The sequence below is a fragment of the Domibacillus indicus genome, from assembly GCF_000970685.1.
GTDB classification, from domain to species: domain Bacteria; phylum Bacillota; class Bacilli; order Bacillales; family Domibacillaceae; genus Domibacillus; species Domibacillus indicus.
Map to the genome: position 1 here is coordinate 61,710 of NZ_LAJB01000011.1, position 13,979 is coordinate 75,688.

Below are 13,979 nucleotides of genomic sequence, written 5' to 3' on the forward strand. Positions count from 1 at the left end.
GCCCGTCCAAGTTCATTGGATAGGCATTTTTTATTAACTGAAAAGCTTCATAAGCAATGTTGCCAGTATAACGGTTGAAGCTCCGCCAAGGCGTGTAGCCACCTGCGCAAAAGGCATAAGGGACATCCGGTTTGAAGCGGAAAGAATGGCTACATCGCCTGTTCCGCCCAGGCCGCTGTGGCAGCCGGTTACAATAGCAGCATCAATCGGGTGCATCTTCATGAATTTTCCGACAAAATAACCCGTACCTACCATCGCCATAACGACTGAGATACAAACAATTACGTAAGCTGGAGTTACAATTTTCACAACATCTTCAAGCGGAATATAAAGCATGCCGAGTCCTACCATAAGCGGCCATGTTAAGCTTGTTGAAACAAACTTGTACAAATGATAGGCGCCCTGCTCCATTCGTGCCGGCATTGCCCGAAGTACTTTGACGAGCGTCGCGCCGACGATCATTAATACAGGACCCGGGATACCAAGGAACAAATGGGCGAAGCTTCCAAAAATAAAGAAGCTGCAGGCAATCAATAAGCCGGCGCCCATCAAGGAAAAGTCAACAGGCTTATTAATCGTGGTTTCTGATGAAATCTGGTCGCCTTCTTTTGACTTAACCAGTACACCGTTGCCTGTCAGCTCGGGCTTTTTCTCTCCCAGACGCATCATTAAGCCCGCACATACAACAGCGACGATGTTTCCGATAACCGCTGCCGGAATCATTTGAGATACAAAGGTTTCCGCTGCTCCGCCGGAAATTTGTGCGTAGGCAAGGGATAAAGGTAAAATCCCTTCACCAATACCGCCGCCAATAATCGGCACGATAATGTAAAAGAATGTGTGCTTCACTTCATATCCAAATAATAAGCCGACGGAAATCCCAGCCGCAACAGAAGCCAGAGTACCTGCTACAAGCGGGACAAACATTCGGGTAAACCCTTGAATAAGCACTTTTCGATTCATCCCGAGAATACTTCCCGCAACGAGAACGGAAATATATAAGTAGAGAAAGTTTGATGTTTTCATTAAGGTTGTAACAGCTTCAGCAGCACTTGGATTAATCAGGTCAAAGAAAACCAGGACCGACGGAACAAGAAGCGCCAAAATCGCGGGACCGCCAATATCTTTGAGGATAGGAATTTTCATTCCCAAATCTCCAAGCAGCATACCCATAACCATAATAACGGCAAACCCGCCGATCATATCAGGCGGCAGCTGATTGAAAACGGACGCTGCATAAATAACAGCAGCAAGCACAATATAAAGCGGCAGCGGTATCGGTCCTACTGTTATTTCTTTTAATTTAGCAAAAAAAGATGGAGTTTTTTCATTTATAGGAAACGTTTCCAATTTTCTTTCTGCTCCCATTTTCATAACCTCCTATTCGTTTCTTGCTTTATCTTATCGACAATTAAAGCGTTATCATAGTTTATTTGAATTTTTAAATTCTTTTTTAATTAAAAAAAGTAAGCAGTTCCAAACTGCTTACAAAAAAGGCTTCATTCGATATTCCTTTGATAAATTGCGGGTATGCTGGTATACCGGGCGCCCGACTGTTCCATATACGACTTTTACTTCCAGTACTTCAATATCTGCTAAAAATTTTAAATATTTGCGTGCCGATACACCGGAAATGCCTACTTGCTTTACAATGTCCTCTGTCGAGAACGCCTCCTCCATTTCCTGGATGACCCCCCATATTTGATTAAGTGTAGCTCTGGTTAATCCTTTCGGAATAGCTTCAGGCGCAGATTTTTTTTCTTTTCCAAGAAGCTGCTCATCCAGTTCCTTTTGGCTGATCTGCCGCGGTTCCTTCATAAACGTTTGCCTCTCGCGGTATTGTTTAAGTGCTTCTTGAAACCGGTCGAACTCAAACGGTTTGATCAAATAATCAACTGCACCGTACCGAAGAGCTTTTTGTACCCGTTCCATATCCGAAGCAGCAGAGATGACAATTACGTCTATTTCTTTTTTCTGTTCTCTCAAATAAGTAAGCAGCTCCAGCCCATGCGGTCCCGGCATAAAAATGTCAAGCAGTATGAGGTCGACTTCTCTTTCTTCAATAACGGCAATAGCTTCTGTTACGCTTCCTGCAATGCCTGCAAGCGAGAACCCCCCTGCTTTTTCAATGTAAGCTTTATGAAGAGCAGCAACTCTCGCTTCATCTTCTACTACTAAAACACGTATCATTTTCAGGTCTTTTCCCCTTTTTCTTGAAATGGTATATAAACGGTAAATGTCATTCCTTTACCTGGTTCCGATAAGAAGTCAAACTCTCCAGCCCGCTGTTCAAGAGTGCCCTTTACGAGAGCAAGCCCAATGCCGCGGCCAGTTCCTTTTGTAGAATATCCTTTTTCAAACAAGTGCTGCTGCTTTGATTTCGGGACACCCGGGCCAGAATCAGCGACTTCTATTGTTAAAATATCGTCTCCATAGCTAAACGAAACGTTAATGGTTTTTTTAGAGCTGTTTTCTACTGCATCAATTGCATTATCAATTAAGTTGCCGACGACGGTAATTAAATCATGCGTCAGCGACGGGTCTTCCGGCGGCGGAATGGGGTAATCACTTCTTAAAAAAAGATTGACTCCGGCTTCACGCGCATAGCTTAGCTTTCCAACGAGAAAGCCGGCAAGCACCGGATCTTTTATTTTTTCAGTCATTAATTGAATTTCATTGCTTTTAAAATCAACAGTTTCTCGAATAAAAGAAGCCAGCTCCTCATAAGACTTCATTTGGACCATTCCAAGAATAACATGAAGCTTATTCATAAATTCATGCGTCTGTGCTCGAAGTGCATCTGCATAAAGCCGCACACCGGTCAATTGTTCAGCCAGCTGCTTTACTTCCGTTTTATCACGATACGTTGCAATCGCACCGACAACCGTGCCTCCAACGTGAATGGGTACACTGTTAACGAGCAGTTCAACACCGTTTATCCGCTGCTCTTCATCAATTTTTTCCCGCTCTGTTTCCATAGCTCTTTGCAGGGAACCCAGTGGAACAGGACCGTCCTCTTCTTTCTGAAATAAAGATTTAGCCGCTTTATTCATTAAAGTAATCGTTGAATCCCGATCTACCGCAATAATTCCTTCATGAACAGATTGAAGCATTGCACTGCGCTCCTTCAGCAGCCGGGCAATGGCAAATGGTTCAAGTCCAAGAAGCACCCTTTTTATGTACCGCGCCAGCAGAATAGCACCAATAATTCCTGCGGCAATTCCCGCAAGCGTTCCAATATAAATATCATTCCGGCTGCTGGCAGCTGCTTTTTGAACACTTTCTGTTGAAATACCAACGGCCACAGCACCGATCTGCTCTCCATCTTCACCAAGAACGGGAGTAAAAGAGCGGATAGACGGCCCCAATGTCCCTTCAGCTGTTGAAATGTATTCTTCCCCGTTCAGCACATACTGCTCGTCCCCTCCGGCAAATGGCTTGCCGATTTCGCCTGGATCCGGATGTGATTTACGGATGCCGTTCATATCCATGACGACCACAAATTGAACACCGGTTGCTTCCCTGATGTCGTCTGCGAATAATTGGATGTCGGCTTCGTCCCGCCTGCCTGTGAGCGCTTCTGCCACAAGAGGTGTGCGCGCCATAATCCGTGAGGCATTTTGTGCTTTTTCTATCTGTCCTTCCTCAACAGAATCCGTTACTGTTTTTGTAATTAAAATATCAGTAATAAGGAGCGAGAAAGCAACAACAGCACATACAAACGCAATGATAATGGCCCTTAAGCTCCATCTGCCTTTTTTCATGCCCGCACCTCCCTCGGATATGCTTTTCTCAGCAGGAATCCATGAAAGGCGGCCAGCATTTGCTGAAACAGCATACAAACTACGACCGGGACTGCTGTTTGAGGCGGAAAGAAGTTGACGGCGATAACGGCTCCCGCACTGATATTCCGCATCCCGCCTGTGTAAATAAGCGTAATAATGTTTTCTCTCGTCTGCCTGAATACAATGGCTAATCCCCATGAGAGCATATAACCGCATAATACAACAAATAATATAGTCAATAAAATTTGAATAAGCCTGGCATCAATATCTCGCAAGTAAGGAGCAGCCACTCCACTGTTAACAGCAATCACAATCGGAAGTGACACCCTGGAAAAGGGTGATAGCGTTTGACTGAGCCTGCTTGCTTTTTCTTCTTTCAGCCACTCGTTGGCTATCATGCCAAGAAGCGATGGAAGAACAATCATCCAGAATAACCCGCTCACCATCGCCAGCACGTCCATTTCCACCCTGCTGCCTGCTAACACCGACATGCTGAAGGGAACAATAAGCGGTGAAAGCATGGTATCAATTAAAATAATGACAAGTGCAAGCGGTACGCTTCCTTTATACATCGTTACCCATACTACACTTGTAATGCCGGTTGGAATAACAAGAGCCAATGTAAATCCGGTGACTGTAAGCGGATCGTCCGGAAACATGAGGTGGCCGACTGTCCAGGCAAAAACAGGTGTTATGAGATGAAGAATGGCGAGAGCTAAAAAAATGGGAAATGGGTGTGACATCGTATGACGCAGCATGCCGAAATTTGAATTTAAGCTGCCGACAAACGTCATAAACGCAAAAAGCCATGGCACTATAAAGATCCAGGAATGAATGAATTCTGCCAGTAAAACTCCTGAAAGAACACTAAGGGGAGTTAAAAGAGGCATCCATCTCGCCAGAAAAATATTAATTGCTTTAAGCATACTAAGAACTCCATTCTTTCTTTTTATGCATTTATTGTACCATTATGAAAGGGCTCTTTTGATATTCGCATATTGTTGGTTTAAACTAATTCTGACAGGGTAAACTATATTGCCCAAAATTTTTATTCTACAAGGAGGAATGTATGGACACTGGAAGATTAAAGAATCCTGTTTTTATCATTTCAGCGGCGGTCATTCTGCTGCTGGTGGTGATCGGCGCCATTATGCCTGGCCGGTTTGGTGATGCAGCCGGTACCCTTTTTCTATTTACGACAACAAATTTCGGATGGTTTTATCTGCTTGCCGTTTTTGTTATCATTGTTTTTTTAATTGCACTCGCTATTAGTAAATATGGAAAAATTCGTTTAGGCGCGGATGATTCCACACCTGATTACCCATTTTTCACTTGGATTGGCATGCTGTTTTCAGCCGGTTTTGGTGCCGGGCTTGTCTTCTGGGGAGTTGCAGAACCAATGAGCCACTTTTTCACAACCCCTTTCTCCAATATGGAAGGCCAGACAGAACAGGCGGCCCGTATTGCGATGGGATACTCATTTTTTCACTGGGGCATCAGCCAATGGTCCGTTTTCGCTGTTGTCGGACTGGCGATTGCTTTTCTCCAGTTTAAAAAAGGACGGGATGGACTTGTTTCTACCTCACTTGAATCAATTGTAGGAAAAAAGCCCGTTGTGAAAACGACGATTGATTCCTTCGCTGTTATTGCAACAGTTATGGGAATTGCAACGTCACTTGGTCTTGGAGTTCTCCAGATGAATGGCGGTTTAAAATCCGTCTTTGACCTTCCAAATTCCTTTGGCGTTCAGCTTGTGATCATTTTGATCATGTTTGCCGCTTATATGCTTTCATCAACAACCGGTCTTGATAAAGGCATCCGCTGGCTTAGCAACATTAACCTTGGCCTTTGTTTGCTGCTCCTGGCGGTCGTAATGATTGCCGGCCCGACTGTTTTTATTTTCAACACTTTTACGCTTGCGGTTGGAGACTATATTACGAATTTTGTTGAATATAGTTTGCGGTTAACTCCTTATCAAGGCGGTACGTGGGTACGGGACTGGACTATTTTTTACTGGGCGTGGGCTATTGCCTGGTCGCCATTTGTCGGTGCGTTTGTCGCCCGCGTTTCACGAGGGCGCACGATTCGGGAATTTATTTTCGCTGTCCTGGTTGTTCCCCCGCTTATTGCCTGTATCTGGATTGCCGCTTTTGGCGGAACAGCTCTTTATGCAGACTTAAACAGCAATGCAGGAATTGCGGAAGCAGTAAATGCTGACCTGACCGTTGCTTTATTCGAGCTTTATCAGCATTTGCCTATGACAGGGATTTTATCAGTTTTATCCATCCTGCTTATTTTCACTTTTCTTGTCACCTCGGCTGATTCAGCAACATACATTTTGGCCAGTATGACAACACATGGAAGCCTGACGCCTCCACTGGCGGCAAAAGTAGTCTGGGGCTTTTTAATGTCTGCTATTGCAGCAGTGCTTCTTGCAGCAGGCGGCCTTGAAGCGCTGCAAACCGCGTCGCTCGTTTCAGCTCTGCCTTTTACTATCTTAATGCTTTTTATCATGGCAGCTCTTATCAAAATGCTCCGGAAAGAGCCTATCCCGCTCCGGCCGGCAGATGTGCGAAGATTTAAACGCCTGCAAAAAGAAGTGCGTGAATCAAAAAAATAACCAAAAAGCTGTCTCTTTAAACAGAGACAGCTTTTTGGTTGTATTCCATCAGCCAGCAATTGCGGTATTGCCCTTCATGCCACTCATGCTCAGGAAGCAGCTTTACTTTTTCAAACCCGCACTTTTCGTAACAGCGGATCGCCCGGATATTCCACTCCTGCGGGTCCATCACTACTTTTTGTGCCTGTTTTGCTTTAATAAGATGTTCTACTACTGCTTTAATAAGCACTTTTCCTATGCCTTTATTCCAGTAATCCACTTCTCCAATCAGCTGGTCTGTGCCATAAATAATGTCTTCTTCTTCATATCCGTACTGTTCTTTTTCTTTCTTTCCTAATGGATAGTACTGGATGTAACCGATTTCTTTTTTATCAAACTCAATAATCCCTCTGGTGACGCCTTCTTCTTTGTTGTAAAATTCTTTTTGTACTTTTTCCAGGTCAAACGCATTATCCCGGCCTTCATAAAATTGGAGAACAACAGGATCTGAAAGCCACTTAACAAGCTTTTGTCCATCACTCTCTTCCAACACCCTTATCTTTAATTTTCCTTTTTGAAATAGCATTTGCCTCATCCCCCTGCTTCATTTCTTTACGTTAAAAATACCCAATGTTCTAGAGAAAGTAAATCAATCCATTGATCGAATTTAAAGGAGTTACGCCGGATTTTAGCGAAATAAGTAACCATATCTAATTTTTGGAGGCTTTGAAATGGAAACACCCATTAAATCATCTCAATTTCTTCGTCTATTAAAGGAGCTGCGCCCGCCAAAAAAGCTGCTCATGATCGCTCTGGCGCTCAGTTTATTCGAAACGGCTGCCAGTTTATTTGTTCCTTTATTTACAGGAAACCTTGTCGATCAGCTTGCGATCGATGCGATAAGCCGTACGGTGCTGATTCTTCTTGCGGCAGCTTTTCTTGTTCAAGTGATTGCCGGCGGCTTTTCCTTTTACTTCATGCGGTCGGCAGGAGAACAAATGACCGCCTCCCTTCGTGAAAAGCTCTGGAAACACGTGCTTAACCTGCCTGTGTCGTACTATGATCAGAATGAATCTGGAAATACGATGAGCCGTGTAACACAGGATACCAATACGGTCAAAATGCTGATTACGGATCATCTCGTTACATTTGCTACGGGGATCATCTCCATCACTGGATCCGTCATTATTCTGCTATATATTGACTGGCAGATGACAGTTGTCATGCTGTTATCCGTTCCGGCCGCCATGCTGATTTTGATGCCGCTCGGCCGGAAAATGTACGGTATTTCCAAAGAAACACAAAATGAAATGGCATCCTTTACTGGAACACTAAGCCGGGTACTGTCAGATATTCGGCTCGTTAAATCATACACAGCAAGTGAAGCCGAATATGAAAATGGCCGATCCGGCATTCGCCGCCTGCTGCTGTTTGGATTAAAAGAAGCCAGAATCCAGGCAATCATTTCCCCTTTTATGTCACTGATTATGATGGCGGTGCTTGTTGTTTTAATCGGCTACGGCGGTGTCCGAGTTGCATCCGGCGCCTTGTCTGCCGGTTCACTTACATCGATCATTATCTACATGTTCCAGATTGTGATCCCGGTCAGCCAAATGGCATCTTTTTTTACAGCTTTTCAAAAAGCAGCCGGTGCCACCGAGCGAATTCAAAGCATCCTGCAGACAAAGACGGAAAAGCCGGATGGATTACCTCTTTCGGCTGGCCGGCGTGCAATTCGCTTTGAGCGCGTGTCTTTTCAATACGAAACAGACAAACCGATTTTGCAAGACATCTCATTCTCTGTTCCGGAAGGCACTACAACAGCCATTGTCGGTCCGAGCGGCAGCGGCAAAACCACACTGTTCTCACTTTTAGAACGCTTCTACCTGCCGGCTGAAGGAACCATTTTACTTGGGGCTGATCCGATTGCACAATTTCAATTGTATGACTGGCGCCAGCGGATTGGCTATGTTGCTCAGGAAAGTCCAGTAATGTCTGGCTCTATTCGTGATAATATAACGTATGGAACAAATCGCGAAATAAGTGATGAGGAAATCCGGGCAGCCGCTGTTCAAGCAAATGCTTTTTCATTTATTGAACAGCTGCCCGAACAATTTGACACAAAAGTCGGTGAGCGCGGCGTGAAGCTTTCGGGCGGACAGCGGCAGCGGATTGCGATTGCCCGCGCTATCCTGCGCAATCCAGATATTTTATTGCTTGATGAGGCAACCTCCAGCCTCGACAGCACATCGGAAGCGCTGGTACAGGAAGCGTTAAATGGATTGATGCACGGCCGGACAACACTCGTGATTGCTCACCGGCTCTCTACAGTCGTGCATGCGGACCAAATTGTGATTCTCGAACACGGCAGGGTGACTGGAATGGGCAAACATGCAGAACTGCTTCGCTCCCATGCTGTCTATCGCGAACTTGCGCAGAAACAAGACTTACAGGGACCATCCTAAGTGCTCTGCCGGCTGTTAGCTGCAGCCGGCGCCACCGTTTTGATTTTTTCATGCAATATTTAGATGCAGGAGGTGCTGCTTGATGATTTTTTTTCGCAGACTGTTTTTTAAAGCGATCCATTTAAATAATTGGACGCTGTTTTTCGCTACATGTTTTCTTGTTTCATTTAGCAGTTTTTTTGTACACTATATCGAACCCGAAACATTTACCTCGCCGTTTGAAGGGCTATGGTGGACAATGACCACCGTTGTTACAGTCGGCTATGGAGATGTGTCGCCGGTCACTATGCCAGGCAAGCTGTTCGCGATGCTTCTGTTCATTTTTGGAATAGGCCTGATGACTGTGTTCATTGGCAAGATTATCGATTCATTAAGTATAAGGAAACGGCTGAAGGAGGAAGGAAAGCTGATGGTGACGCGTGAGCAGCATATTATTTTAATTAATTGGACAAACCGTGCACGCATTGCATTAACAGAGCTGCTGGAAACATTTCCTGAGGTGCATGCAGTTATTATTGATGAAACAGCAGAAAAAAATCCTTTTTTGCACGAACGGGTTGAATTTGTAAAAGGGGCTCCTGCTTCTGAGAAACTCTTAATGCAAGCAAATTTTTTAAAAGCAAAGTCAATTATGATTTTCTCCCCTGAGAATGCCGTAAATGCATCAGCCGCTGATGGTCTGACTCTCTTGATTGCGTCAGGCATTGAAGCTTCTGCCCACAAACACGGCCAGAATGTTTATACAATTTGTGAGGTAGCTGATTCTGCCCATTTAAATGCCTTTTCGCATGCCAATGTAGAAGAATTTATAACACCGAATGATACAGCTGCCCACCTGGCTGCCCGTTCTGTTTTATTTAACGGCTCAAGTGAGATTATCAGGCAGCTGACGTGCCACGATGGGTATGATCTCTACCATATTGAAAACAAATCCGGCTGGCGGACATACCGTGATGCAAAACGGGCGCTTGATGAAAAAGGGATTCTCCTCGTCGCCAACCACCATGATTTTTCCATTATAAAAAAATTAGACGATCCTATTCCGAGTAATGCCCGGCTCTTTATCATCTGTAATGAGGAAGCATACAGCAAGCTTTAAGCAAATGGTTCCGCTTGCGGATGATTAATGGGATAAAGGGAAATAATTTGGAGAAAAAAGCCTATGAACGAGGAGATTACAGATGATTTGTTTTGATACATTGAAAAAGGAATGCGAAGAACAGGGACTTGCTCCGGACAGCGTTCCTTCTTTAAAATACACATTAGACGAGCAGGCACTGGCTGAAAAACAATCAAAGAAATCAGATTTTATTAAGGCTGTCACCCATTTCTTTGATAAGTTCGGCTCCGCCTTCCAGAACAGCCCGGTTATGGCGGCGGCAACCGATGAACACGGGTATATTCTTCATATGATCGGTGATAACTCCGTTAAAAAACTGGTTACGGAAATGGGAATTCGCAACGGTGTGCAAATGACTGTTGAATCTCATGGAATTAACTCCCCCTGTCTGGCACTCCAGTATAACGAACCGGTAAGTGTCGTCGGATCGCAGCATTTTCATTATTCCCTGCATAACTCAGCCTGTTACAGCATACCCATTGCGGATACACAGGAGCAAAAGGTAATAGGCACTCTTTCTCTCATGACTGGCGTCGATTTTGCCCATCCCCTTTTAAAGACACTGCTTATCATCATGAAGGAATCGATTGAGCGGGAACTTCGTTTAATGAAACAAAACGAACAGCTGCGTTTATTAAACGATTTGATCATGGATACTACAACAAGTGGAATGGTGGTTTCTGACAGTACTGGACGCATTATAAATACAAACAGGGCATTAGAACGGATGCTGAAGCAGCCCAGAGCAGACCTCCTGAAAAAAAGCGTTCAGGATTTTCCATGCGTCGGCTCTTACATGGATCAAGCTTTGAAAAGCGGCACGCCTCGTTTGGATATCGAAACAACCATTCGCAGTGAAAGCAGCCGGACAGCTACTTATTTACTTGATGCCCTGCCTATTTTCGATGAAAGCGGCACATTAGCTGGCGCGTTTGCCCAGCTTCGTAATATTACCCGCCGAAAAGAAACGGAGCAGTTGCTTTTAAATACTGAAAAACTGGCTGCAGTCGGGCAAATGGCTGCCAGTGCCGCTCATGAAATTCGAAATCCTTTGACTACTATCCGCGGATTTATCCAGCTGCTGGAGCCGTCCTTTCACCAGCAGGAGCATTACAATCTTGTGCTGGAAGAAATTGATCGCATTAATTTAATTGTCAGTGAATTTTTAGTTTTAGCAAAGCCGCAGGCCACTTCTTTCAGCTGGCAAAACATTATACAGATTTTGCGTGATACTGTTGCTCTTTCGCAGCCGCAGGCAAGCATGCACAATATTCAAGTTACAGCCGACTTCACTTCCTCTCCGCTTTTCATACACGGAGATGAAAATCAGCTGAAGCAGGTTTTTATTAATCTTTTTAAAAATGGAATGGAAGCCATGCCAGACGGCGGAATTTTGTCGGTCTCCGCTTCAGCGAACGAGGACAGAGAAGCGGTGCTTCATATTTCCGATACCGGAGCTGGTATGACCGCAGAACAAATCCAGCAGCTGGGCACTCCTTTTTATACAACTAAAAAAGATGGAACAGGGCTTGGATTTATGGTCATTAAGCGCATTTTAAAGCAGCATAAAGGAAAAATTGCTATAAAAAGCGCAGCAGGCAAAGGAACAACTATTACACTTCGCTTTTCACTTCAATCCCGGCCTGTTTCATAAATGATCGAGCCGCCAGCGTGCCTTTTTCTCCCGGTATGCTGGCTTTCTTTTTTTTTACAGGCCAGTGAAAATGAGGATCATTGCTTCCAAACCAATTTCATTTGTTCTTTTGTTAACCTGTATATATCCACAAAGCTGCTTGATTTTAAAAGCAGCTAAACAACCGGTCAGCCACTCCATTCCGGCACCGTTATTTTCACTTGCACCCCTCTTTGCGGTGGCGTGACCCACTCAACATATCCAGAAAGCATAGCGGTCCTTTCCTTTATGCCTAATAGTCCCATCTGATTCTTTTTTTCATCTGCCTGGCTGCTGTCAAATCCAACTCCGTTATCCAGGTAATCTAAAAAGAGTGTTTCGTCTTCCTGCCAAATTGAAATGGACAAGCGCGATGCCTGTGAATGCTTTTGGGCATTAACTAAAAGCTCCTGTACAATCCGGTAAACAGCCAGTTCTTTATCATGGTTAATTTCAGTACTGGCCGGCAAATCAATATCATATTGCAAATCAATATCTGAGGAAAGTTTAAATTTCGAAAACAGTTCCTGCAAGATCCTCTGCAGCCCTTCTTCCTCAAAAAAAGCGGGTCTCAGTTCATGACATGTTTCCTGAATATGCCGGGTTATTTGTTTTATGTCACTCTGGATATTTTTCACCTCTTGTTTAAGCTGAGTTTCAAGATTTTCAGACCGGAAAAGCCGTTCCAGCTTCCGCTGTACGATAAATTGCTCCTGCAGCACGGAATTATGCAAATCAGAGGCCAGGCGTCTTCTTTCTTTTTCGGAAATGGCTAAAAGAAGACGAAGCGTTCCAGGAGAATGATTTATTGCCTGCATCTCCAGCTCCTCTATTTTCCGCTCTACTACCTGCAAATTGTCAGCTACAAGCCGTACATACGGAAGAGCCGCAAGCAGCCAGGCTTTCTCGCTGATATTCCATTTCAGCCCGTTTTTTTTCGGACCAAGCCATATATATATCTTACTGCCCGGCCGTTCAAACAGCTGTATTCCCAGCCACTGCTTATTAAACAGCAATGCCTGGTCACGGTCTCTGTTCATAAGCATTTTTTGCTCGTCAGACAGCAAAGAAGGACCCTTTCCTTTCTGCTGCCGAACAGACCACTTTTCTTCTTTTCGTTCAGCTATAAAAACAGTGGAAGGCTTGAGTGACTGCATTACCTCCAAAATGAACATTTTTTCGAGCTCGCTTGTGTTCATTACAGCCGAAAATCTGCCGGCCAGCAATTCGATTCCCTGCACCAGATTATTCCGGTCTTGAAACAAGCTGCTTCTTATTGAAAAATCGAACTGCTCTTTTAGTAAAAAAGTAAGAGCAAGAATCAAAAGAGCAGCGGCAAAAGAAGCTGTAAATCGACCGGTTATCTCAAGAACAGCGGCAAGAAGAAAAGCAGGAATAATTGATAAAATACTATAGTAAAGAAAGCGGCCAATAACAAAATCAAAATCAAACAGCTGCCGGCTTACCAACAAACGTGTGTATCCATAAGGAAGCGCAAACAGTGAAAGCACTGCAACACGATCAAACCGGCCCAGACCAGCGCCCGATATTACATAAGGAAGCGCATAAAGAAAAATAAAAGGAATAAAGGCGATAGCTGGAACTATCATCATCCATTTTAAAAAGCCTTGATGTTCCACATTTTCTTTTTTTGCGTATTGCCAGCCAATAATTCCCAATGCAGAAATGACTGAAAAGCTGAAATGAACAAGCATGCCGCTGCCCATAATGTACTTTGGCAGCCATAATGTAAAATAGCAGGCTATATTAAGGGCAATAAAAAGAAATGTTGCGTACTTATAAGCATTTAACCAGGAGGATAAGGAATGAAGCTTAAGCTGTTTTTTTAGTAAAATCGATTGAACAAAAAGCAGGAAATATAGCGCAGCTAATTGAAAAGCAATCATGAAAATGACTGCCGCAATAGGATCGCCTTCTCCGGATTTTTGTGAAGCAAACAGGCTTAACGAAACAGCCAGTAAGAATAAAATAAATCGGCGGGCTGATTTTGTTTTTCTTTGAGCTAACGCAAGAACCAAAATAATTGATAGAAGCGACAGCAGCCCCGGTCCATAAAATTGGGCTAGCGCGGAAAAAAACGTGTATTCCCCGTCTGCCATTTGATAAGTAAGGTAAATATGACTCCCTATATAAAGTGCAAAATAAACGCCTAACTGCCAATAGCTTTTTAACATATAGTAATCTCTCCAGGCTATTTAACAAGTAAAATATCAAATTCATATGTAATATATTTCATTATACACTAAAAATAGGAATAAGGGTTATATCATTGCCAGCCGTGCAGCTGATTGTATAGCTTCTCCGTCAGCAGTACAAA

General features: G+C 44.0%; 10 protein-coding genes. 4 read left to right on the forward strand and 6 right to left on the reverse strand.

Annotated features, from left to right (window positions below):
* Positions 1-33 precede the first annotated feature (33 nt).
* The 4 genes from VP98_RS13085 to VP98_RS13100 all read right to left on the reverse strand — a co-directional run bounded on the left by VP98_RS13085 (position 34) and on the right by VP98_RS13100 (position 4,711).
* On the reverse strand, positions 34-1,368 hold the full coding sequence (locus VP98_RS13085; protein ID WP_046175833.1) for a 2-hydroxycarboxylate transporter family protein: 1,335 nt from the start codon (positions 1,366-1,368) through the stop codon (positions 34-36).
* A 117-nt stretch (positions 1,369-1,485) separates the two neighbouring features.
* Positions 1,486-2,190: a response regulator gene (locus tag VP98_RS13090; protein ID WP_046175834.1), complete on the reverse strand. Its 705-nt coding sequence runs from the start codon at positions 2,188-2,190 to the stop codon at positions 1,486-1,488.
* A gap of 2 nt (positions 2,191-2,192) precedes the next feature.
* Positions 2,193-3,764 (reverse strand): DcuS/MalK family sensor histidine kinase, encoded by a 1,572-nt coding sequence (dcuS, locus tag VP98_RS13095; protein WP_046175835.1) that lies wholly within the window; start codon positions 3,762-3,764, stop codon positions 2,193-2,195.
* Positions 3,761-4,711, reverse strand: coding sequence for a bile acid:sodium symporter family protein (locus tag VP98_RS13100; protein WP_046175836.1), 951 nt, complete (start codon positions 4,709-4,711; stop codon positions 3,761-3,763). Before VP98_RS13100 ends, dcuS begins: the two co-directional genes overlap by 4 nt.
* A 143-nt stretch (positions 4,712-4,854) precedes the next feature.
* Here VP98_RS13100 and VP98_RS13105 point away from each other — a divergent pair, with 143 nt between their 5' ends.
* Positions 4,855-6,405, forward strand: a complete 1,551-nt coding sequence (locus VP98_RS13105) for a BCCT family transporter (protein WP_046175837.1) — start codon at positions 4,855-4,857, stop codon at positions 6,403-6,405.
* 16 nt (positions 6,406-6,421) lie between these two features.
* Here VP98_RS13105 and VP98_RS13110 read toward each other — a convergent pair whose 3' ends face one another.
* Positions 6,422-6,970 (reverse strand): GNAT family N-acetyltransferase, encoded by a 549-nt coding sequence (locus tag VP98_RS13110; protein ID WP_046175838.1) that lies wholly within the window; start codon positions 6,968-6,970, stop codon positions 6,422-6,424.
* A 145-nt stretch (positions 6,971-7,115) separates the two neighbouring features.
* Here VP98_RS13110 and VP98_RS13115 point away from each other — a divergent pair, with 145 nt between their 5' ends.
* From VP98_RS13115 to VP98_RS18335, 3 genes are all read left to right on the forward strand, one after another.
* Positions 7,116-8,849, forward strand: coding sequence for an ABC transporter ATP-binding protein (locus VP98_RS13115; protein WP_046175839.1), 1,734 nt, complete (start codon positions 7,116-7,118; stop codon positions 8,847-8,849).
* An 82-nt stretch (positions 8,850-8,931) separates the two neighbouring features.
* Positions 8,932-9,948: a potassium channel protein gene (locus VP98_RS13120; RefSeq protein WP_046175840.1), complete on the forward strand. Its 1,017-nt coding sequence runs from the start codon at positions 8,932-8,934 to the stop codon at positions 9,946-9,948.
* Positions 9,949-10,030: 82 nt separating this feature from the next.
* Positions 10,031-11,623, forward strand: coding sequence for an ATP-binding protein (locus VP98_RS18335; protein ID WP_052712241.1), 1,593 nt, complete (start codon positions 10,031-10,033; stop codon positions 11,621-11,623).
* A gap of 167 nt (positions 11,624-11,790) precedes the next feature.
* On the opposite strand, the gene VP98_RS13130 is transcribed toward VP98_RS18335, so the two are convergent.
* Entirely contained in the window at positions 11,791-13,836 is a 2,046-nt protein-coding gene (locus VP98_RS13130; RefSeq protein WP_046175841.1) for a sensor histidine kinase, read from the reverse strand.
* Positions 13,837-13,979: the final 143 nt, after the last annotated feature.